At 73.8% G+C, this 21,526-nt stretch carries 20 protein-coding genes; 10 read left to right on the top strand and 10 right to left on the bottom strand.

Going from position 1 to position 21,526, the window contains the following annotated elements; all coding sequences use genetic code 11:
* Positions 1-104 precede the first annotated feature (104 nt).
* A complete protein-coding gene (locus tag ABT048_RS22170; RefSeq protein WP_350523170.1) occupies positions 105-314 on the top strand; it encodes a hypothetical protein in 210 nt (69 codons plus the stop codon).
* A 48-nt stretch (positions 315-362) separates the two neighbouring features.
* Here ABT048_RS22170 and ABT048_RS22165 read toward each other — a convergent pair whose 3' ends face one another.
* The gene (locus ABT048_RS22165) at positions 363-992 is read right to left on the bottom strand and encodes a winged helix-turn-helix transcriptional regulator (protein WP_350523169.1); all 630 of its coding nucleotides are present in this window, start codon (positions 990-992) and stop codon (positions 363-365) included.
* An 81-nt stretch (positions 993-1,073) separates the two neighbouring features.
* Here ABT048_RS22165 and ABT048_RS22160 point away from each other — a divergent pair, with 81 nt between their 5' ends.
* The 3 genes from ABT048_RS22160 to ABT048_RS22150 are packed head-to-tail and all read left to right on the top strand — an operon-like array spanning position 1,074 to position 3,763.
* Positions 1,074-1,826: an MBL fold metallo-hydrolase gene (locus ABT048_RS22160; protein ID WP_350523168.1), complete on the top strand. Its 753-nt coding sequence runs from the start codon at positions 1,074-1,076 to the stop codon at positions 1,824-1,826.
* Positions 1,827-1,849: 23 nt separating this feature from the next.
* A complete protein-coding gene (locus ABT048_RS22155) occupies positions 1,850-2,494 on the top strand; it encodes an NAD(P)-dependent oxidoreductase (protein ID WP_350523167.1) in 645 nt (214 codons plus the stop codon).
* 3 nt (positions 2,495-2,497) lie between these two features.
* Complete coding sequence (locus tag ABT048_RS22150) at positions 2,498-3,763, top strand: multidrug effflux MFS transporter (RefSeq protein WP_350523166.1); 1,266 nt, start codon at positions 2,498-2,500, stop codon at positions 3,761-3,763.
* 289 nt (positions 3,764-4,052) lie between these two features.
* Here the strand turns inward: ABT048_RS22150 and ABT048_RS22145 are convergent, their stop codons facing one another.
* Both ABT048_RS22145 and ABT048_RS22140 read right to left on the bottom strand, forming a co-directional pair.
* Positions 4,053-4,238 (bottom strand): hypothetical protein, encoded by a 186-nt coding sequence (locus tag ABT048_RS22145; RefSeq protein ID WP_502894054.1) that lies wholly within the window; start codon positions 4,236-4,238, stop codon positions 4,053-4,055.
* Between the two features lie 436 nt (positions 4,239-4,674).
* Complete coding sequence (locus tag ABT048_RS22140) at positions 4,675-5,109, bottom strand: hypothetical protein (protein WP_350523164.1); 435 nt, start codon at positions 5,107-5,109, stop codon at positions 4,675-4,677.
* A 76-nt stretch (positions 5,110-5,185) separates the two neighbouring features.
* Between ABT048_RS22140 and ABT048_RS22135 the strand changes: the two genes are divergently transcribed.
* From ABT048_RS22135 to ABT048_RS22120, 4 genes are all read left to right on the top strand, one after another.
* The gene (locus ABT048_RS22135) at positions 5,186-5,686 is read left to right on the top strand and encodes a Pycsar system effector family protein (RefSeq protein WP_350523163.1); all 501 of its coding nucleotides are present in this window, start codon (positions 5,186-5,188) and stop codon (positions 5,684-5,686) included.
* 119 nt (positions 5,687-5,805) lie between these two features.
* Complete coding sequence (locus ABT048_RS22130; protein ID WP_350523162.1) at positions 5,806-6,741, top strand: class I SAM-dependent methyltransferase; 936 nt, start codon at positions 5,806-5,808, stop codon at positions 6,739-6,741.
* Positions 6,725-7,312 (top strand): GNAT family N-acetyltransferase, encoded by a 588-nt coding sequence (locus ABT048_RS22125; RefSeq protein WP_350523161.1) that lies wholly within the window; start codon positions 6,725-6,727, stop codon positions 7,310-7,312. Before ABT048_RS22130 ends, ABT048_RS22125 begins: the two co-directional genes overlap by 17 nt.
* Positions 7,313-7,428: 116 nt before the next feature.
* Positions 7,429-8,880 (top strand): WGR domain-containing protein, encoded by a 1,452-nt coding sequence (locus ABT048_RS22120; RefSeq protein WP_350523160.1) that lies wholly within the window; start codon positions 7,429-7,431, stop codon positions 8,878-8,880.
* Positions 8,881-9,048: 168 nt separating this feature from the next.
* Here ABT048_RS22120 and ABT048_RS22115 read toward each other — a convergent pair whose 3' ends face one another.
* The 7 genes from ABT048_RS22115 to ABT048_RS22085 form a co-directional block, all read right to left on the bottom strand.
* Positions 9,049-10,074 (bottom strand): NADP-dependent oxidoreductase, encoded by a 1,026-nt coding sequence (locus ABT048_RS22115; RefSeq protein WP_350523159.1) that lies wholly within the window; start codon positions 10,072-10,074, stop codon positions 9,049-9,051.
* Between the two features lie 122 nt (positions 10,075-10,196).
* Positions 10,197-10,838: a hypothetical protein gene (locus tag ABT048_RS22110; RefSeq protein WP_350523158.1), complete on the bottom strand. Its 642-nt coding sequence runs from the start codon at positions 10,836-10,838 to the stop codon at positions 10,197-10,199.
* Positions 10,839-11,049: 211 nt separating this feature from the next.
* A complete protein-coding gene (locus ABT048_RS22105) occupies positions 11,050-12,111 on the bottom strand; it encodes an LLM class flavin-dependent oxidoreductase (protein ID WP_350523157.1) in 1,062 nt (353 codons plus the stop codon).
* A gap of 219 nt (positions 12,112-12,330) precedes the next feature.
* Entirely contained in the window at positions 12,331-12,720 is a 390-nt protein-coding gene (locus ABT048_RS22100; RefSeq protein WP_350523156.1) for an SCO5389 family protein, read from the bottom strand.
* A 119-nt stretch (positions 12,721-12,839) separates the two neighbouring features.
* The gene (locus tag ABT048_RS22095) at positions 12,840-14,378 is read right to left on the bottom strand and encodes an MFS transporter (RefSeq protein ID WP_350523155.1); all 1,539 of its coding nucleotides are present in this window, start codon (positions 14,376-14,378) and stop codon (positions 12,840-12,842) included.
* Between the two features lie 246 nt (positions 14,379-14,624).
* Positions 14,625-15,158, bottom strand: coding sequence for a flavodoxin family protein (locus tag ABT048_RS22090; RefSeq protein ID WP_350523154.1), 534 nt, complete (start codon positions 15,156-15,158; stop codon positions 14,625-14,627).
* 207 nt (positions 15,159-15,365) lie between these two features.
* The gene (locus ABT048_RS22085; RefSeq protein ID WP_350523153.1) at positions 15,366-17,729 is read right to left on the bottom strand and encodes a glycoside hydrolase family 65 protein; all 2,364 of its coding nucleotides are present in this window, start codon (positions 17,727-17,729) and stop codon (positions 15,366-15,368) included.
* 240 nt (positions 17,730-17,969) lie between these two features.
* Between ABT048_RS22085 and ABT048_RS22080 the strand changes: the two genes are divergently transcribed.
* Positions 17,970-20,705 (top strand): bifunctional acetate--CoA ligase family protein/GNAT family N-acetyltransferase, encoded by a 2,736-nt coding sequence (locus ABT048_RS22080; protein WP_350523152.1) that lies wholly within the window; start codon positions 17,970-17,972, stop codon positions 20,703-20,705.
* Between the two features lie 135 nt (positions 20,706-20,840).
* Complete coding sequence (locus ABT048_RS22075) at positions 20,841-21,521, top strand: response regulator (protein ID WP_350523151.1); 681 nt, start codon at positions 20,841-20,843, stop codon at positions 21,519-21,521.
* Positions 21,522-21,526 lie beyond the last annotated feature (5 nt).

The following is a 21,526-nucleotide window of genomic DNA, read 5'->3' as shown; positions in this document are numbered from 1 at the left end:
CCTCACCGCCACCAGCTGCTCGGCCGGCGCGCCGACTCAGCCGGCGGTGTCGGGGCCGGCGCGGGTCGCCCGCCGCCACCCGTCAGTGATGTGGGCCCCATCCCGTGGCCGGCGAGGTGGCGCTGAAGGCGCTGGCCGCGGAGGCCGCGGCGAACGAGGCCCGCTACCGGGCGCGGGTGCGCACGGTGCTGCGCTCGTCGTACTCGGGGCACTGGCGGCGGATGCTCTCCCCGCTGCTCGGGGCGCTGGAGCTGAAGTGCAACAACACCGCCTACCGGCCGGTGATGGACGCGATCGACCTGCTGAAGCGGTAAGCAGACTCGGTAGAGCTTGAGATCGCAGGCCCGCGAGCGGCCGGTCGATCAGCGGGGCAGGATGCGCATTACTGCCTCGCGTTCGCCGCTGAGCCGCAGGCCTTGCTGTACTGCGGCGCTCAGATCGAGGTCGCCGAGCAGAGTCGCAGCCAGCAGGTGCGGCGGTCCGGTCAGTGACGCGGTGGGGTGGTCGACCCGGCCGGCGTGTGTGTGCACCGAGCCGTCCTTGACTTCGATGACCAGGTCCTCGCTGCCGTCGGCGTGCAGTTGCAGGGCGATTGCCGGCTGGTCGGGGCGGTGGTCGGTCAGTGCCCGGGCGGGCACGTCCAGCCAGTGGGTGCGGAAGGTCTCGTTGCCGCCCGGCTCACGCAACAGCGGCACGCCCCACCGGCTCAGCTCCTGCAGCACCGGCTCCAGCGCGCGGCCACGCTCGGTGAGGGAGAACAGGGTGCTGGCCACCGGCGGCGGGGCGGCCTCGCGGTGGATCAGGCCGGCTTCCTCGAGTTCGCGGAGCCGGTCGACCAGCAGGTTGCTGGCGATCCCGGGCAGCCCGTTGCGCAGGTCGGTGTGCCGGCAAGGACCCAGGGCGAGCAGTTCACGGACGATCAGCAGGGTCCATCGGTCGCCGATGGTGTCCAGTGCTTTCGCGATGCCGCAGTACTGCCCGTAGGTGCGCATGCCACCATTCTACATCGTGGTGTTGAGATTCAAAACTCTCTTGTTGACTTTCTCAACAAGGTCGGTCTAGCGTCGCTGCCCATGACCTCCACCCTTTCCGTGCGTCGGCTGGCCTGGGCCGGCGTCGAGATCCGTCTCGGCGACACCCGCCTGCTGATCGACCCGCTTGAGAACGTCGCTCCGCTGGCGCCGGTGATGGGGCCGCCGCACCGGCCGGTCGACCCGGTCGATACCCCGCCCGGCACCCACGCCCTCATCACCCACCTGCACCCCGACCACTACGACCACGACCTGATCGCCCGGATCGCGGCCACCGGCACGATCGGCTGCCACACCCCGAGCGCGGCGGCGCTGCACGAGGTGGGCATCACCCCCGTCGCCCAGGACCTGGGCCAGTCACGCCGCATCGGAGAGCTGACCGTCACCCCGGTGACCTCGCTGGACTGGCGCGGCAACGACTGTGACCAGGTCGCCTGGGTCGTCGAAGGCGCCGGCCGGCGGGTCATCCACTGCGGCGACACCCAGTGGCACGGCAGCTGGTGGCAGATCGCCCGCGACCACGGCCCGTTCGACGTCGCGTTCGTCCCGGTCAACGGCGTCATCGCCCACTTCGAGGGCTACGCGGCCAACGTCCCGGCGACCATGACCCCCGAGCAGGGCGTCGAGGCCGCCGTCGCACTCGGCGCCGGCACCGTCTGCGCCATGCACTACGGCCTGTTCCACAACCCGCCGTTCTACACCGAACAACCCGACATCGAGCAGCGCTTCCAGCATGCCGCCGACGAGCGCGGCATCACCGCGGCCATCATCGCCGACGGCCAGCCCGTCCTCTGACCATCAGAAACAAGGAGCAACACATGAAGATCGTCCTGTTCGGTGCCAGCGGCAACATCGGCCGGCCCACCACCGAGGAACTACTGCGTCGCGGCCACACCGTCACCGCGGTCACCCGAGCCGGCCACATCGACGGACTCAAGCACAAGGCCCTGACCGTGACCACCGGTGACGTCACGGACGCCGCCGCGGTCGCCGGCCTCGCCGCCTCCCACGACGCCGTACTGTCGGCCGTCGGCCCCCGGATCGGCCAGGAGAACGACCGCGCCACGATCCTCGGTGCCGCCCGTGCGCTGATCGACGGACTCCGCCGAGCCGGTGTCACCCGCCTGGTCACCATCGGCGGTGCCGGTAGCCTACGCACGCCGACCGGCGCCCGGGTCATGGACGACCCGGACTTCCCCGCGCTGTGGAAGGCCAACGCCGAGGCCCAGTCCGAAGCGCTCGACCTCTACCGCGGCGTGCACGACCTCGACTGGACGTACGTGTCGCCCGCCGCAGTCATCGGAGCGGGCGAGCGGACCGGGGCCTACCGCAGCGCCGGGGACACCCTGCTCACCGACGACGACGGCAACAGCCGCATCTCGTACGCCGACTACGCGATCGCCTTGGCCGACACGATCGAGAGCGGCACCGCGATCCGCCGCCGCATCACCGTGGCGTACTGAGCCATGAGCAACGACGCCGCCGGCCGGCAAACCCGATTCATCGTCCTGCTCGCAGCGCTCGTGGCCCTGGGACCACTGTCCATCGACGGCTACCTGCCCGGACTGCCGGACCTCGCCGGCGACCTGCGCGCCAGCGCCGCGGCCACCCAGCTCACCATCACCGCCTGCCTGGCCGGGCTGGCCATCGGGCAGCTGATCGCCGGGCCGCTGAGCGACACCTACGGCCGGCGGCGTCCGTTGCTGGCGGGCCTCGCCCTCTACACGATCGCCAGCGCGCTCTGCGCGGTGGCGCCCGACGTCCGGACCTTCGTCGGCCTACGCCTGGTCCAGGGCATCGGCGGGGCGTTCGGCATCGTCATCGCCAACGCCATGGTCCGCGACCGCACCTCCGGAACCCGCACCGCACGTCTCTTCTCCGCACTGACCTTGATCACCGGCCTGGCGCCGGTGTTCGCGCCGGTCCTCGGCGGCCAGCTACTGCGCGTCACGGCCTGGCCGGGGATCTTCGTGGGCCTGGCCGTACTCGGCGCCGTGATGCTGGCGGCCTCCGCCACAGGACTGCCGGAGACCCGGTCCTCCGCGGCACGCCAGCCGCTGCCGGCTGTCGTCGGGCAGCTGCTCAGCGACCGGGTCTTCACCGGGTACGTCCTGGCCAACGGCCTGGTCTTCGCGGCGATGTTCGCCTACATCTCCGGCTCGCCGTTCGTCCTGCAGGAAATCCACGGCCTGTCACCGCAGCAGTACAGCGCCGTGTTCGCCGTCAACGCCGCCGGACTCATTGCGGCCGCGCAGATCAGCGGCCGGCTGGTGGCCCGGGCCGGCGCCCGCGTGCTGCTGCTCGCCGGTCTGCTGGGCGCGACAGCCGGTGGCACCACGGTCCTGGGCGCCGTGCTGACACGGGCACCCCTGCCCGCGCTCCTGATCGGCCTGTTCGTCCTGGTCTCCAGCGTGGGCCTCGTCATGCCGAACGCCGCGGCCCAGGCCCTGGCCGACCACGGCGGACACGCCGGGTCGGCCGCCGCTCTGCTCGGCTTCAGCCAGTTCATGATCGGCGGGGCACTTGCTCCGCTGGCCGGCGCGGGTGGCGCCACCGACGCCTTGCCGATGGGAATCATCGTCGCCGTGCTGCCGGCGCTCGCTCTGCTCACACTCGGCGTCCTCACCCGGTCGGTGCCCGGTGAGCGCACTCGCAGGCCGGCTCGCCAAGGACCTGCCGGGCACCGGCGACCGCGCCGGCACATCGATCGCAGACGCGGCAAGGTCCACTAGCAGCTGAAGGGTCGGTGGCCCAACCGTCGCGAACCGCGCCTGCCTGGCACACCCTCCGCCAGGCCGAAGTTTGACGCGCGGTGGATAGAACACCACCGGCATTCGGACTGACACTACTCAAGAACGGTGTCGTCTGCGCTGAAGATCAGATGTCGTTCAACGGAAACGAGCCCCCAGGACCCTCAACAACTCCTTCAAAAAACCCGCCTCTTCAAGAACCTCGCAACACCCTTTGATGAGGAAATCCCGGGACGATCGGGCCGCAAGGCATGACCGAACGTCACCTCAGTTACAGAGCGCTACTTGTCACTTCGCCGTAGCTTCGGGAGGACAGGGCCTGGACGCAGGGCACGGCGTCCAGCCAGGGCACGGTCTTGCGGTCGGTGAACCAGCACACTTCGATCCCGTCCGCCCGGTAGCGGGCGGTGCGCGCCTCGATGCCGGTGATGGCGATGGCTGCCATCTGGGCTTCCAGGGCGGCGCTTGCCGTCCGGGGAGGTGGCCAGCACGTCCGCTCGCCAGGAGCCGTCGGGTGAGGGGACCTCGGACTCGGCGTTCCAGCCGGCCGCGCGGGCGTGGTGGGCCAGGTCGAGCTTGAGGAGGTGGTGCTGCATGCCCTCGCCGGCGGCCTTGGCCTCGCAGTGGGGCGCGTTGTTGGCGTGGCACAGGAACCATAGTTCGTAGGCTCCGTGGGTGCGGTGGACCAGGTGCAGCCGCCACTCGCACTCGTAGCAGGTCAGCGGCGAGGGCGTTTTGGTCTTGTAGATGCTCTCGCGGTCCTGGCCGCAGCCCAGGTCGGCCTGGGTGACGTCGACGCGGCCCCACTGGCCGTGGACTCCGACGAAGACCATCGTGTTTCCTTCCTTGTCGAAGGGGCCGGTGAGGTGCCGCTGCTACAGCCGCCCGGAGGGTCAGACCGGCCGTAGCGGCGGACGCTCTTCCTGCCGTGCCGGGCCGTGGCCTCCGCCAGGTGCGGCACGCATGTGCTGGCACTGACGGGCATTGGCGGTGAAGGCGGCGCTGGTGGTCCGGGAGTAGGACTCGCAGCCGCGCATCGCGCGGACCAGCATGCGGGTGGCGTAACCGCGGCGCTGCCAGCCGTCGGTGACCCGGATCTTCACAACGAGTCCGAGTTCGCACTGCTGGCAGATCTTCCAGGTCAGGCGCGCGAAGTCGTAGCCAGTGGCGTCGACGACGCGGATCTGCTGCCAACCGCTGTCGCTGATTGACGGCAGGTAGAGCCAGCGCTCCTGCTGAGGTTCCGGAGCGCGGTCTGGGACGGCAACGTCGACTTCGTCGCGTCGGCCGGTGAACGCCGCGCGCAGGCGCGACACCAGGTCTGCCACGCTCCGCATCGTCCCATCCGGACAGCCCTGGTGGGGGCGGATCCTCAACTATCGACTGGGCGAGTATCGAACCCGTATGCGTGTCTGGATCGATCCGCAGATCACGGGCGGGTTCCGCCGTATCCATGTCCAGGATTTCGCGAACCCGCGCGCTTCCGTGCGGGCCGACACCAAGGCGGCGGTGTTCCTGGCGTTCACGGGCGCGGTGCTCGCGACCTTCATCCCCTTGGACACCGGCGGCACCGCTCCCGGGGGCCGGCTGCTGCGGTGGACCGCCGTGGCGAGCGCGCTGCTGGCCGTCGCCTGCTTCGTCTCCGCGCTCGTGCCGCGTCACCGCAAGGGGCGTGGCGGAGACCCGCCCGGCCCGGGGTACTTCGAGCACATCGCCCCGGGCGCGGGCCCGGACCGTCTGCGCCGCGCGTTCGCGCGGGCCGGGCGCGACCCGGCCGGCCCGCTGCTCGCCGCGCTGGCCGGGACCAGCGCGATCATCCGGGCGAAGTACCGCTGGATCGAGGCGGGGACCGTCCTGCTCCTCCTGGCGCTTCCCCAGTTCGCACTGACCCTCCGGCCGTTGTAGAGCGGAGGCCCCGGCCGCACCACGGCCGGGGCCGCGGCGGCCCGCCGAGGCAACAACTGTTGCGTTCCGTGGCAACAGTCATTGACGGACCGCGGCAGCGATCCCTACAGTGCGGTCCCATGGAGACGGACGATCTTGGTCGGCGGGTGGCGGAGGACGTGGCCGGTGGGGGCGGGGTGGCGGGGTTGCGGCGGCTGTCGGGGGTGATCGAGGCGTTGGAGGAGCGGCGGACCGAGCTGGTGGAGGAGTTGCGGCGCGGGCAGGAGGCGACCTGGGAGGAGATCGGGCGGGCCTGCGGGATGACCCGGCAGGGGGCGACGCGGCGGTGGGCGGGGCGGCTGCGGGCGCGGTCGTTCGGCGTCGCGGCGGCCGCGTACCAGGCCGGGCGGCCGGGGTACCCGCAGGCGCTGATCGGATCGGCGGTGCCCCGGGAGGCCCGGCGGGTGCTCGACCTGGGCGCCGGCACCGGCAAGGCGACCCGGCTGCTGGTGGAGGCGGGCCTGGACGTGGTGGCGGTCGAGCCGGACGCGGGCATGCGGGCTCAGCTGGCCGCGGCGGTGCCGAAGGCGGCCGTGCGCGCCGGTTCGGCGGAGCGCATCCCGCTGCCGGACGGGAGCGTGGACGCCGTCGTGGTGGCACAGGCCTGGCACTGGTTCGACCCGGCGGCCGCCGTCCCGGAGATCGCCCGGGTGCTCGCCCCCGGCGGGACGCTCGCCCTGGTGTGGAACGTCCGGGACGAGTCCGAGCCCTGGGCCGCCGAACTCGGGGCGCTGATGCACCGTCCGGCCCGGCAGCGGATCGACACCCGGCCCGTCCTGCCGGCGCCGTTCGGGCCGCCCGAGCGGCTGGAGATCGGCTGGGAGCACGAGACCACGCCGGCCGGGATCGTCGAGATGGTCGCCTCGCGCAGCTACGTCATCGCGCTGCCGGAGGCCGAACGCGCCCGCCTGCTGGCCGACGTCGGGCACCTGCTCGCCACCCACCCGGACCTGGCGGGCCGGGACGTCATCCGGCTTCCGTACCTGACGAGGTGCACCCGTGTCCGCCTCGGCTGAGCCCGTCGCCGGGAGCGCCCCGGCGACCGTCGCCATCCGCCGCCTGGGGCGCGCGGACGCCGAACCGTACCGGGCGTTCCGGCTCACCGCGTTGCGCGAGACGCCGAGCGCCTTCACCTCCGGCTACGCCGAGGAGTGCGCCAGACCGATGGCCGCGACGCTCCGGCGCCTGGCCGAGGCCGAGGACGGGCCGGGCGCGCTGCTCGGGGCCTTCGACGCCGACGGCACCCTGGTCGGCACCGCCGGGCTCACGGTGGCGCGGCGGAGCCGGGAGCGGCACAAGGGCACGCTGTACGGCATGGCGGTGGCCCGCGGCGCGGCCGGGCGGGGGACCGGGCGGGCCCTGGTGCGCGAGGTGCTGCGGACCGCCGCCGCGGACCCGTGGCTGCAGCAGGTGCTGCTGACCGTCTCGGAGGGCAACGAGGCGGCCCTGCGGCTCTACACCGCCTGCGGGTTCGAGGTGTGGGGGCGGGAGCCGAGGGCCGTCCTGGTGGACGGGCGCGCCGTCGCCAAGCTGCACATGGTCCGGCTGCTGGACACCGGGCCGACGGACGAGCGCGGCCGGCTCTGAGCCCGGGACGGGGCCCGGCCCGGGCGATTGTCGGTGCGAGGGCATAGTTTGGGGTCGTCGGAGGGCCTGAGCCGCCCCCGCGCTTCCATCTCCGTTGCCCGAAAGGGGTCTTCGCCGTGTCCGTCGCCGTGGGAGAGCAGGTCACCTACCTCGAACTGTCCGAGGACGAGGGGAGTGCGCACAAGTTCTACGAGGTGCGCATCGCCGGTGCGGTGGTGACGGTCCGGTACGGGCGGATCGGCGAGCCCGGTCAGAGCAAGGCCACCAGCTACCCCAGCGCCGAGAAGGCGGCCGCCGCGGCCGCGAAGAAGATCGGCGAGAAGGTCCGCAAGGGCTACGCCCCCGCCGTCCAGGGCGTGCGCCAGCGCCGCGCGGTGACCAGGCGGCAGATCGTCAGCACCCGTTCCACCGCCCGCCAGGCTCCGCTGCTGTGGCGGTTCCGCTCCGGCTCGCCCGCCTTCGGGATCTTCGTCGGGGAGGAGCACGCCTGGGTCGGCAACGAGCGCGGCGACGTCTACACCCTCACCCACGACGGCGAGGTCACCGCCCGCTACGGCCTGCCGGACGGCGTCAAGTGCATCGTCGCGGACGACTGGTGGATCTACGCCGGCTGTGACGACGGCAAGGTGTACGACCTGGGCGGCAAGGTCCCGCGGGTCGCCTACGAGATAGCCCAGGACGTCGACATCTTCTGGCTCGACATCCACGACGGCGTGCTCGGCGTCGCCGACGAGCGCGGCGGCCTGACCACGGTGGACCACGAGGACGAGTTCCAGTGGCGCCGCCAGGCCGACGGCCGGGCCGGCTGGATGGTGCGCTGCGACGCGGACGGCGTCTACCACGGCCACTCGCGCGGCGTCGCCCGCTACGACAACCGCAGCGGCGACCCGCGGTGGCACACCCCCACCAACGGCGAGGTGCTGTTCGGCTGGCAGGAGGCCGAGGAGGTGTTCGCCGGCACCGGGCGCGGCTGGGTGCACCGGCTGCGCAAGTCGGACGGCGCCGAGGTGGCCGCCTACCGCTGCGACGCCGCCGTGTTCTCCTGCGCGGCCTCCCCGGACGGCGAGTACGTCTTCGCCGGGGACAACCACTCCTCGGTCTACTGCTTCGCGGCCGACGGCACCCGGCTGTGGAAGCTCGCCACCGGCTGCGGCTCGGCGTACAGCATGCAGTACCGGGACGGCCGGCTGTACCTGGTGACCACCGACGGCTCGCTGGCCTGCCTGGACGCGAGCGAGCAGGCCGTCCGGGCGGCCGAGGGCGGCACGCTGCCGAGCACCGCCGAGGTCGGGAGCGCGGGCTGGGAGCCGGTGCTGGCCGGCGCGGAGCTGGAGACTGTCGTGGTGGCCCCGGGTGCGGGCACCGGCGGCGGGATCGAGGTGGAGTGCGTCCAGGACGGCGCCCGGCTGCGGGTGCGGGTGCTCTCGCAGGGCTACGACCCCACGTGGCGGGTGCAGTTCCCGAAGGACATCCGGGTCCCCGGGGCGCGCTACGTGGTCGCCGAGGTGCGGGAGTCCGCGTCCGGCGGCTTCTACCGGGCGCGCGGCGAGATCAAGCGCCTGCTCTGACAGCCGGGCCCGGGCCCCGGGCCCCGGGCACGGGGCCGGAGCCGCTGTCCGGGGCGCCGACTGCGGGGCGCCGACTCCGGGGCCCCGGCGCGGGGGCCCCGGGCGGCCGCCCGGGGGAAGCGGCCGCCCGGGGAGTCTCCTCGCGCGGGGCTGATCCGTGGCAGCGGATCAGCGGAGGCGGAGCACCAGCTTGCCGGTGTTCTCGCCGCGGAACAGCATCTGCAGGGTCTCCGGGAAGTCGTCCACGGTGCCCTCCACCACCTGCTCCTTCACCTTGATGCGGCCGTCGCCGATCCAGCCCGCGATCTCGGCGGCCGCCTCCGCGTACCGGCGGGCGTAGTCGAACACCACGAAGCCCTCCATCCGCGCCCGCCGCACCAGCAGTGACAGGTAGTTGGACGGGCCCTCGACGGTGCTCTCGTTGTTGTACTGGCTGATGGCCCCGCAGATCACGACCCGGGCGTGCATCGCGAGCCGGGTCAGCGCCGCGTCCAGGATCGGCCCGCCGACGTTGTCGAAGTAGACGTCGATGCCGTCCGGGGCGTGCGTGCGCAGCGCCTTGCGGACGTCCTCGGCGCGGTAGTCGATCGCGGCGTCGAAGCCCAGTTCCCCGGTGAGCAGCGCGCACTTCTCGGGACCGCCGGCGATGCCGACCACCCGGCAGCCCTTGACCTTGGCGATCTGCCCGACCATGGTGCCGACCGCCCCGGCGGCGCCGGAGACCACCACGGTCTCGCCCTCCTTGAGCGCCCCGACGTCCAGCAGCCCGAAGTAGGCCGTCATGCCGGGCATCCCGAGGGCGCCGAGGTAGGTGGACAGCGGCGCGAGCGCGGGATCGACGGTGATCGCGCCCTTGCCGTCCGACACCGCGTACTCCTGGACCCCGAAGGCCCCGACCACGTGGTCACCGACCCGGAACTTCGGGTGGTTCGACGCGACGACCTCGACCACCGACCCCGCCCGCATCACCTCGCCCAGCGCCACCGGCGGCAGGTATGACGGCCGGTCGTCCAGCCACCCGCGCATCGCCGGATCCAGCGACACGTACCGGGTCCGCCCCAGGAACTCGCCGTCCCCGGGCACCGCCACCGGCTCGCTCCCGTGCGCCCAGTCCTCCGCCCGGACCTCCCCGACCGGCCGACGGCCGAGGCGGATCTGGCGGTTGACTCCGGTGTCTTCGGTGTCTTCGGTCATGACGTCTCCTGGGTGCGCACTCGGCTCGGGAAGTTCGACGGCCCGATTCTAAGCAAGCGCTTATTCATCTGACCAGAGCCTGCCACCTCCCGGAGTCCGGCAGCAGCCGGCGCCGGCGTCGGTCAGTAGCGGTCGAGGAGGTGGCCGTAGCCGCCCGTCTGCCAGACGATGCGGCGGAACTCCCGGAGGTCGAGGGCCGCCGTGCCCAGGCCGACGGCGGCCGGGAAGTGGACGGTGCCGCAGCGGGCGCAGTACCAGGCCTTGGCCCACAGGCGTTCGGCCTGGGGCCGTCCGGCGAGTTGCTCGTTGGCGGACACGTGGAGCAGCGTTGCGGTCAGGAAGAGGATGCCCGCGAGGATCAGGGCGACGGCGGGCACCATGGGGGAGATCTCGAAGGCGTGGTGGTCCTGGAAGGTGGAGAACTGCGGGTCGTCGTCATTGAACTCGCCGGCGAAGGTTCCGGCGAGGAAGGTGAAGACGGCGATCATGAGCAGGGCGACCCCGACGCCCACCGCGGTCCGGACGGGCGCCCGGTTGTCGATCGGCGCGGGCGCCAGGGCGCGGGACAGGTCGGACACGATCTCCCGGGTCCGGGAGTGGTGGTGGTCACCGTGCGGGTGCCGGGACGTCACGGTGCTGCGCCCGGCGTGGTACACCGCCGGGACGCTGCGGACCTGGTCGGTGAGCCCGCAGCGCGGGCAGGGGCGCAGGGCCGGTTGTGGCGGCGGCGGTGGCGGTGTGGGTACGGCGTCGTGGGTCCCCATCGTGATCTCCCCCGTGGCGGCGTCCGGCCGGGGCGGCCGTCCGTCCGTACCGGCTCAGGACGCCGAAGCTGCCGCCGTGGTTGCGGTCAACTCGCGCCGAGTGCAAGCTTGTTGGAGATACCCGGCGGGTGACGGGTCCAGTCGGCCGGGGCGGGGGTCGCTCGGTCGGGGCAGGTCGGTCACCCGGTCGCCCGGTCACCCGGTCACCCGGTCACCCGGTCGCGTCCTCGTCGGCCGCCGGAGCGGGGTGGCCCGGCTGCCAGCCGAGCGCGGGCCCGAGGCGGGTCGCCAGATCGGTGAGGATCTGCACGTAGTCCCGGTGTTCGAAGGTGAACGGCAGGGCGAAGGCGACCTCGTCGACCTCCCGGTACCCGGCGTGCGCGTGCAGTCGTTCGACGAGCTGCTCGGACGTGCCGACCAGGTCGGGGGCGAACAGCAGCCGGGCCGGTCCCTGCGGGGCGAGCGTGCGCGGGGTGCGGGCGAGGGCGTACGCCTCGTACCGGGCGCGCTGTTCGGGCGTGGCGCTGTCGGTCGGGATGACCACCAGCCCCTGGGAGACCCGGGCCCGCTCGCCGTCGGGGTGGCGTTCGCGGAAGGCGCGGATCTGTTCGGCCTGGATCGCGGCGAAGTCGGGCGGCCCGTCGTCCGTCCCGGCCTTCACCACGCTGCTGGTGAGCAGGTTGATCCCCTGTTCGCCGGCCCAGCGGGCGGAGCGCAGGCTGCCGGCGCCGTACCAGAGCCGGGCGGCGAGGCCGGGGGAGTGCGGCTGGACCCTGCGGGAGTACGCCTCGATGCCCTCGGTGCCCTCGAAGTCGGAGGCGTCCTCGCCGCGGAGGAGGGCGAGCAGGCGTTCGGCGCGGCGGGGGCTGAAGTCCTCGTGCCCGCCGGTGTCGGGGTAGAGCGCGTCGCGCACGTGCTCGTAGTGGACGGGCGGGCCGACGGAGAAGCCGGGGTTGAGCCGACCGTCGGACAGGACGTCCAGGGTGGCGAGGTCCTCGGCGAGGCGCAGCGGGTTCTCCCAGCCGAGCGGGGTGACGGCGGTGCCGAGCCCGATGCGGCTGGTGCGCTGGCTGGCGGCGGCGAGCACGGCGACGGGGGAGGAGATGCCGTACTGGAGGTGGCGGTGGCGCAGCCAGGCGTGGTCGAAGCCGAGCTGCTCGCCGAGGGTGATGAGGTCCAGGGTGGATTCGTGGCCGCGGCGCGGGTCGGCCTCGTCGAAGAGCCCGATGGTCAGGAAGCCGAGCTTCCGCAGGGGGCGAGGGTCCGGCGACATGGTGGGCGGCTCCGCGGGTTGTGGGACGGCCCGGGGGAGGGCCGGAGCGGTGGTGCCCCTCGAACGTAGGCGTCCCGGTCCCGGTCCGACAAGATCGGCACGCGATCCGGACACCCGACCGCAACGGGCCCGCAACGGCGGGCAACGCCGCGCGACACGGCGTCGTGCGTTGCGGGGCCCGCGCCCGGGTGCGGCGCGGGCCCCGCGTGCAAACGCCGGTCAGCAGCTGCGCAGCTCCGGGCTCTGGTTGCGGATCTGGTTGCGCAGCGAGGTGAACTCGCGGTACGCCTCGCTGTCCTCGGCGCCGGGCCGGAAGGCGCCGACGCGGTGGCAGTTGACGAAGGCGAGCTTCACGCCGAAGTGGTCCTCCAGGCTGCCCCGGATGGCGTTGCTGGCGAGCGCGCGCAGCAGCTGGGCCCGCTGCTCGTCGCTGGGCGTGGTGTTGTCGGTGGTGAACTCGTCGTCGCCGGCGGCGAGTTCGGTGCTGAGCCCGGCGACGACCTGGTAGGCGTACGGGAGCGAGTCGCGGACGGTGGCGAGGAAGTCGGCCTGGTCGACGCGGCCCTCCCGGGCCTGGGCGAGGAGGGCGGGGGAGACGTCGAGCGACATGGGTGTCCTCTTTCGGGGGTGTGGGGCGTGTCCGGGCGTCGGTGGGCAGCAGCCACCGGCCATGGTTATCGAAGATGAAAACCATTACGGGTAAGCGTTGCGCCCACCCTGATGCCCTGTCAAGCACCGCCCCCCGAAGGGCTGACGTCCGCCGCCGGTCGGCGGACCTTGATGACCAGCGTGGCGATCACGACCGCGAGCGCCGCGAAGACCAGGCCCATCTGGAAGGCGCTGGCGATGCCGTGCACCAGGACCTGTGAGGAGTAGGGCTCGGGGAGCTGTCCGGTGGCCTTGAAGCGCAGGGCCTCCTGCGGAGTCGCCTGCTGCAGGAACGCGCTGACCTGCTTGCCGGCCTCGTTGCGGCTGGCGGTGCCGTAGACCGTGACCAGGATCGACAGACCCAGGGACCCGCCGACCTGCTGGGTTGTGTTGAGCATGCCGGTGGCGGCGCCGGTCTCGTGCGGGGCGACGTGGGAGACGGCGGTGAGCATCACCGGGACGAAGATCGAGCCCATGCCGAAGCCGAAGAGCAGGGTCGGGCCGAGGATGCCGCCGACGTAGGTGGTGTTGATGTCGATCTGGGTCGCCCAGGCCACGCCGGCCAGCACCAGGACGGAGCCGGTGACCAGGAACGGCTTGGGGCCCCACCGCAGTTGGTTGCGGGCGGCGAACTGGGCGGCGGCGATGATGGCCACGCTGATCGGCAGGAAGGCGAAGCCGGCCCGCAGTGGGCTGAACCCGAGGATCTCCTGCACGAACAGGGTGATGAAGAAGAAGATGCTGAACATCGCCGCGGCCACGCAGAGCATCAGCCCGTACGCGCCGGAGCGGTTGCGGTCGCGGAACAGGTGCAGCGGGGTGATCGGTTGCGGCACGCGCCGCTCGTTGAGCAGGAAGGCGGCCAGCAGGACGACGGCGAGGCTGAACGCGGTCAGCGTCACGGGGTCCGTCCAGCCGTGCTCGGAGGCGCGGATGAAGCCGTACACCAGGGAGACCATGCCCGCGGTGGCGGTGAACGCACCGGTGAGGTCGAAGCGGCCGGGGTGCCGTTCGGACTCGTTGATGTAGAGCGGCGCCAGCAGGGCGATCGCGATGCCGATCGGCACGTTGACGAAGAACACCCAGCGCCAGGACAGCCAGGACGTCAGCATGCCGCCGAGCAGCAGCCCGATGGCACCGCCCGCGCCCGCGACGGCGGAGAACACGCCGAAGGCCCGGTTGCGCTCCGGGCCCTCCTTGAAGTTGGTGGCGATCAGCGCGAGCGCGGTCGGCGAGGCGATCGCGCCGCCGAGGCCCTGCAGGGACCGCGCGGCGAGCAGCCAGGCGGAGGACTGCGCGACGCCGCCGAGCAGCGAGGCCAGGCTGAAGACCAGGACACCGACCATGAACACCCGGCGCCGGCCGAGGATGTCGCCCGCCCGGCCGCCGAGCAGCAGCAGCCCGCCGAAGGTCAGGGTGTAGGCGTTGATGACCCAGGACAGGTCGGTGGTGTTGAACCCCAGCGCCTGCTGGATGTGCGGCAGCGCGATGTTCACGATCGTGATGTCGAGGACGACCATGAGCTGGGTGGCCGCGATGACGGTGAGGGCTATCCCTGGGTGCTGGCCCCGACGTGCGGTCGCGGGCGGAGTCTTGGCCAGGGCGCGCGAGGTGACCATGGCAGGTTCCCCAATGACTCGGGGGTGAACGAGGGGAGGGGACGGATTCGTTCACCTCCACCGACACTAGTCCGGGGAGATAGGGAACACAACCGTTCATTACGGACAAGCGGCGATTTCCGGACACCGGGGACGAACGCCCACCGACCGCTCGACCCGGGTCTCCGGCCGGCCCGTCCCCGGGTCTCCCGTCCTCCCGTCCCCGGGTGTCCGGTCGTCCCGACCCCGGGTGTCCGGTCGTCCCGCTCAGACCAGCCCCGCACCCCAGGCGCGGGCGCGGTCGAGCTCGCCGGCGCGCAGCGGGCCGTCGTTGTCCTCCACGATGAAGCCCTCGGGTTCGGCGACCACGTCGAAGTGGCGGTGGGCGAGCCGGTGGGCGATGCCCTCGGCCGCTCCGCCGGACCGGGCCATGTCGACCCTGGTGTCGAACGCGGCCGCGTGGGTGCCCGGTTCGGTCGTCGGGAGGTCGTGGAACCAGGACCGCAGGCCGGGGCCCGCGGCGGTCTCCCGTGCCTCGGCCGCCGCCGTCTCGCGACCCTCCTGGCGCCCCTCGACCGCCGCGGCCATCCGGCGGCTGAGCCCGGAGGACATGCCGTGCATGTGGGTCGGGCCGCCGACCACCAGCAGGTCCGCGGACCGGGTCTGCTCGGCGTCGGCCTCGGCCACCGCGAGGCAGTCCACGGCGGCCCCGGGGTCGGCCCGGCGGACCCCCTCGGCGATCGCCTCGGCGATCTCCCGGGTGTTGCCGTACATGCTCTCGTACACGATCACGGTGTGCATGGTCTCCACCTTTCGTCGCCTCCAGCCTCGCGCCGGAGGCGTCCGGCGGCGGTGGGCCGTTCGGCCCGGATCGGGGCCGTCAGGCCCTCGTGGGGACGGCGGTTCGGCCCGGCGGCCGCACCGGGCGCACCGGCCGCACCGGGCGCACCGGGCGCAGTGCAGGCGCGCAGGCAGGCAGCCAGGCGGGCGCCGAGGGCCGCGCGCCCGTCAGAGGTGGAAGCGCCGGGTCTCGCCGGGCCGGATCGTCGCCTCGGTGCCGCGCAGGCGGACGCGGACCGGCTCCTGGCGGTCCGCGCGCAGCCGCACCGTGACCGTGCGGCGGTCGACGGCGATGCCGAGGCCCCAGTGGCCCCGGTAGCGCAGGTCCAGCTCCAGGCGGCCGAGCGCGGAGGGCAGGTGCGGGTCGAGCCAGAGCGCGTCCTCGCGGACCTCCAGGCCGGTGTAGCAGCGCTGCAGCAGGTCCACCGCGCCCGCCATGGCGCCCAGGTGGACGCCCTCCGCCGTGGTGCCGTGCTGGCTGTCCCGCAGGTCGGCGACCAGGGCGTCGCGGAAGTACCGCCAGGACGCGCGGCGGTCGGAGCGGGTGAGCACCCAGGCGTGCACCACCGAGCTGAGCGTCGAGCCGTGGACGGTGCGCCGCAGGTAGTAGTCGGTCGTACGGCGCAGCAGCTCGTGCCCGGCCGGGTGGCCGAGGCGCCGCAGCAGGTCGCGCACCTCGCGGGCGGAGAACAGGTACCAGAGCATCAGGGCGTCGGCCTGCTTGGAGGCCTTGTAGCGGTTGACGCTGTCGCCCTCGGCCTCCAGGATCCGGTCGAGCCGGCGCAGGTCCGGGTAGCGGCGCCGGTAGCCCGCCCAGTCGAGCTCGGCGAGCCGCTCGTAGCCGTCGAACTGGCTGAGGACGCCGTCGTGGAAGGGCACGTGCAGGTGCCGGCCGACGTCCTGCCAGCGCTCCAGCTCCGCGGTGTCGAGGGCCAGGCGCTCGCGCAGCTCGTCGCGGCGGTAGCCGGGCAGGGCGTCGAGGGCGTCGCGGGCGCGGGCCAGCACCCAGGAGGCCAGCATGTTGGTGTAGGCGTTGTCGTCCAGGCCCGGCCGGTCCGCCCAGGGGTAGGCGTCGTGGTACTCGTCGGGGCCGAGGACCCCGCGGATCGACCAGCGCTCCCGGGCCCGGTCGTAGTCGGCGGCGGAGGACCAGTAGCGGGCGATCTCCAGCAGCATCTCGGCGCCGGCCGAGGCGAGGAAGTCCCGGTCCCCGGTGGCCTGGTAGTACTGCCAGACGTTGTAGGCGACGGCCGAGCCGACGTGCCGCTGCAGGTGGCTGTGGTCCGGCAGCCAGCGGCCGGACAGCGGATTGAGGTGCAGCTGCTGGGACTCCTCCCGGCCGTCGCCGGCGCTCTGCCACGGGTAGACCGCCCCCCGCAGGCCGAGCGCGCGGGCCTGCCGCCGCGCGGCTTCCAGGCGGCGGTGGCGGTGGCGCAGCACGGCCCGGGCGAGCTCGGGGAAGCGGAGGTCGAGCAGTTGCAGCACGAACAGCTCGTCCCAGAAGACGTGCCCCCGGTACGCCTCGCCGTGCAGCCCCCGGGCCGGGATGCCGACGTCCAGGTCGACGGAGTGCTCGGAGTACGTCTGGAGCAGGTGGAACAGGTCCAGGTGCAGCGGGCCGGCGCCGTCGAAGTCGGCCTCGATCCCGCAGCGGCGCCACAACTCCGCCCAGCGCAGGGCGTGTTCGGCGAGCAGCTGCCCGAAGTCGGCGGCTTCGGCGGCGAGCAGCCGGGAGGCGCGCAGCGGGGTCCCGGTCGCCCGGTCGCGGGAGGTGTGCACGGCGACCGTCTTCGTGACGGTGACGGGCCGCCCCGCAGTGGCCTCCAGGGCGAGGAGGTGGGCCGTCCAGCCCTCGCGCTGCTCGGTCGTCACCGTGTGCGCGCGGTCGGCGCTCGTGCGGGCGCACAGGGCGATCCGCAGCGGCGAGTGGAGCGCCTCGGCTTCGAGCCGGAGCAGCCCCGTGCCGTCCACCCCCTGACCGGCCGGGACGAGGTGGCGCCCGGCCAGCCCCCGGTAGCGGGCGACCCCGGTGTTGGCGACGTCGCCGTCCAGGCCCGAGCGCACCTCCAGCAGGCCGGACCAGTTCTCCGGGGTGAAGGTGCTCTCCAGGGCCAGCAGGTGCGGCCGGGCCTGGCTGGCCAGGCGGCGCTGCACCAGCCTGGTCCGCCGCCCCTGCCCGTCGACGACGAGGGCGGTGCGGGTCAGCAGTCCCCGGCGCAGGTCCAGCTCCAGCGTCTGCTCGGTGGGCGGCCCGGTGAACCACGCCCCGCCCGCCGGGCGGAAGGTCAGCGGCAGCCAGTTCGGGCAGTTGACCAGGTCCTCGTTGGTGACCACGCGCCCGGCGACGGCCGACTCCGCCCGGTCGTAGCAGCCCGCCAGGTACGTCCCCGGGTAGTGCACCCCGTCCGCCACCGCCTCAGGCGCGGCGCCCCGGCTGACCACGTACCCGTTGCCGACCGCGCACAGGGCCTCCCGCAGCCCCTCCTCGGCCGGGTCGAAGCCCTGGTAGCGGAGGGTCCACGGGTCCGGCATGTCGGGATGCTCCGCTGGTGGGTCCGCTGCCACGAGGTGACCTCCGTGCCGACCGGTGTGCCTCCAGTCTGCGCATCCCGCCGCCGGGCCGCCCGCCTGCCGCCTGCCCGCGGCCGGGCCGCCCGCCACCTGCCGGCTGCCGCCCGCCCGCCGCCGTCCGGCCCGCGGGCGGGGCCGATCGGTCCTTCCCCGGGCCGGGGCGGGGTGGCGAGGCTGGATGACGGAGACAGGAGGTGCGCCATGACCGCTGCCCACCCGTCGCTCACCACCGCGGAAGCCCTGCTGGCCGACGGCACCACCGTGGAGCTGCGGCCACTGGGGCCGGACGACCACCGGGCGGTGCTCGACCTGCACGCCGCCGGGATGTCCGAGGAGAGCCGCCGGATGCGGTTCTTCGGGGTCAGCCGCAACGCGCCCGCCCAGGCCGCGGACCGGCTGTGCGGGCCGTCGCGCACCGGCGTCCTGGCGCTCGGCGCCTGGGCGGGGGACGAACTGGTCGGGGAGGCGGACTGCGAACTGCTGGACGAACCGTCGCGGACCGCGGAGCTGGCCCTCGCGGTGGCCGACCGCTGGCACCACCGGGGCGTGGCCACCCTGCTGCTGGAACACCTGGTGCACGCCGCCCGGGCCGCCGGGATCCGGTTCTTCGAGGCCGACACCCTCTACGGCAACCAGGCCGTCCACCAGGTCTTCGCCGACCTCGGCCTGCCCGTCCGCCGGCACCACGCCCGGGGCGAGGTGAGGATCCGGGTGCCGCTGGACGAGGGCGACGAGCACTACCGCTCGGCCGTCGACGAGCGCGGGCGCCGCGCCGACGTGGCGAGCCTGGCCGCGCTGCTGCGCCCGGCCTCGGTCGCCGTGGTCGGGGCGTCCCGGCGGGAGGGCTCGGTCGGCGGGACCGTCCTGGCGAAGATCCGGCAGGGCGGGTTCGCCGGCCCGCTCTGGGCGGTCAACCCGCACGCACGCGAGATCGGCGGCGAGCTCGCGTACCCGTCCGTCTCCGCGCTGCCCGCCGTGCCGGACCTCGCCGTGCTGGCCGTGCCCGCCGGAGCCGTCCCCGGCGTGGCCGAGGAGTGCGGCGAGGCGGGCGTGCGGGCACTGGTGGTGCTCACCTCGGGCCTCGGGCCGCAGGAGGCCGGCCGGCTGATCCGGGCCTGCCGCCGGCACAGCATGCGGCTGGTCGGGCCGAACAGCCTGGGCCTGGCCCAGACCGATCCCGCCGTCCGGCTGGACGCCGAGTTCGGCGGCGCCTTCACCCGGCCCGGCACCGCCGGGGTGGCCGTGCAGAGCGGCGGCGTGGGGATCGCCCTGCTGTCGCGGCTGACCTGGCTGGGCATCGGGGTGTCGAGCTTCGTCTCGCTCGGCGACAAGTACGACGTCAGTGGCAACGACCTGCTCCAGTGGTGGGAGGCGGACGGCCGCACCGACCTCGCGCTGCTCCACCTGGAGTCCTTCGGCAGCCCGCGCGCCTTCGCCCGCACCGCCCGGCGGGTCACCCGCACGATCCCGGTGCTGACCGTCGACGCCGGCCGCTCGACCGCCGGCCGCCGCGCCGCCGCCTCGCACACCGCCGCGGCCGCCACCCCCACCGTCACCCGGGAGGCGCTGTTCCGGCAGGCCGGCATCACCGCCACCCGCAGCATCGACGAACTCGTCGCGGCCGCCGCCCTGTTCCACGCCCAGCCGCTGCCCGCACCGCGCGGGGCGGTCGCCGTGGTGTCCAACGCGGGCGGCATCGGGATCCTCGCGGCGGACGCCTGCGCCGAGGTTGGTCTCGCGCTGCCCGAACTCCCGCAGGGTCTCGCCGAACTGCTCCCCGCCGGCGCGTCCGTGCGGAACCCGGTGGACACCACGGCGGCCGTCACTCCGGTCGAACTCACCCACCTCCTCCGGGCGTTGGAGGAGGAACCGGCCGTCGACGCGATCCTGGTGTGCCTGGTGCCGACCGCGCTGGGCGCCGCCACCGGCGAGGACCCGGTACGCGCCCTGGTGGAGGGCCCGGCCCGCCGCCGCGTCCCGGTCGTCGCCGTGCTGCTCGACCAGCAGGTGCCCGTCCGGTACCGCAGCTGCGCCGACGGCGGCGTGCTGCCGGCCTACTCGGACGCGGTGGCCGCCGCCCGGGCCCTCGTCCACGCCCGGGACCGCGCCCGCCGACTCGCCGAACCGCCGTCCGCACCCGTCGCCGCCCCGGACTGCGACCGGCAGGCGGCCCGCAGCCTGGTCGACGGCTACCTGACCGCCCACCCCGGGGGCGGCTGGCTGGACCCGCTGTCCACCGCCGACCTGCTGGCGGCCTACGGGCTGCCGCTCACCACGACCGTCTGGGTCCGGGACGAGCAGGCGGCGGTGGCCGCAGCCGACGGGCTCCGCGGGCTCGGGCACGACGCGAAGGTCGCCCTGAAGGCGTACTGGCCCGGGCAGGTGCACAAGAGCGCCGTGGGCGCCGTCCGCACCGGCCTCGCCACGGACGCCGACGTGCGCGAGGCCTACCGCGAGTTCACCAAGCGCTTCGGCGCGGAGCTGGTCGGCGCCGTCGTCCAGCCGATGGCCGCGCCCGGGCTGGAGCTGCTGGCGGGCGTGGTGCAGGACCGCGTCTTCGGCCCGCTCGTCGTCCTCGGACTGGGCGGCACCGCCACCGAGGTCCTGGCCGACCGGGTGGCCCGGCTCGCCCCGCTGAGCGAGCGCGACCTGACCACCATGGTCACCGAACTGCGCAGCGCCCCACTGCTGTTCGGCCGGCACGGCGGGGCGGCCGTCGACCTCGCCGCCGTACGGTCCGTCCTGACCGGGCTGTCCCTGCTCGCCGAGGACCTCCCGGAACTCGTCGAGGCCGACCTCAACCCCGTCATCGTCCGCCCGGACGGCGCGGTCTGCGTGGACGCCCGGGTGCGCCTCGAACGCAGGCCGTCCTTCGACCCCTACCTGCGGCGGCTCCGGCGCCCCGCGGCCGCCGGGCCGGCCTTCGAGGAGGAGTGACCCCGGAGCGGCGCCGCACGGGGCCTGCGGGCCGGGTCGGCAGCCGCGGCCGGAGGCGCCGCCGCCCGTGCGCAGCGCTTCGCGGCGGCGCAGAATCGGTGGTGTCACCGCCCGCGCACCCCCACGGAGCAGGCCATGGACACGCCCCGGCCCGTACGCGTCTTCCTCCTGGACGACCACGAGGTGGTCCGGCGGGGCGTCCGGGACCTCCTGGAGGCCGAGGCGGACATCGAGGTCGTCGGCGAGGCCGGCACCTGCGCGCAGGCCCTCGCCCGGGTGCCCGCGCTGCGCCCGGACGTCGCCGTGCTCGACGTACGGCTCCCGGACGGCGACGGCGTGAGCGTCTGCCGGGAGCTCCGGGACGGGCTGCCCGGCCTCGCCTGCCTGATGCTGACCTCCTTCGACGACGACGACGCCCTGCTGGACGCGATCATGGCCGGCGCGGCCGGTTACGTGCTCAAGGAGATCAAGGGCGCGGACCTGGTCGGCGCGGTGCGTACGGTGGCTTCCGGCCAGTCGATGCTCGACCCGGCCACCACCCGCAAGCTGATGGAGAGCCTGCGCCACCACGACGAGCAGAGCGAGAGCGACGCGGCCCTCGCCGGTCTGACGCCCCGCGAGCGGGAGATCCTCGTCCTGGTGGGGGAGGGCAAGACGAACCGGCAGATCGGCCGGGAACTCTTCCTGGCCGAGAAGACGGTGAAGAACCACGTCTCGCGGCTGCTCGCCAAGCTGGGCGTCGAGCGCCGCCTCCAGGCCGCCGTCCTGGCCGCCCACGCCGAGCCGCCCGAGCAGCACCATCCCGGCCCGCACTGAGCCCG

It is taken from the genome of Kitasatospora sp. NPDC096140 (assembly GCF_040303045.1).
Classification (GTDB): domain Bacteria; phylum Actinomycetota; class Actinomycetes; order Streptomycetales; family Streptomycetaceae; genus Kitasatospora.
This window is presented reverse-complemented; position numbering and strand designations above follow the sequence as displayed.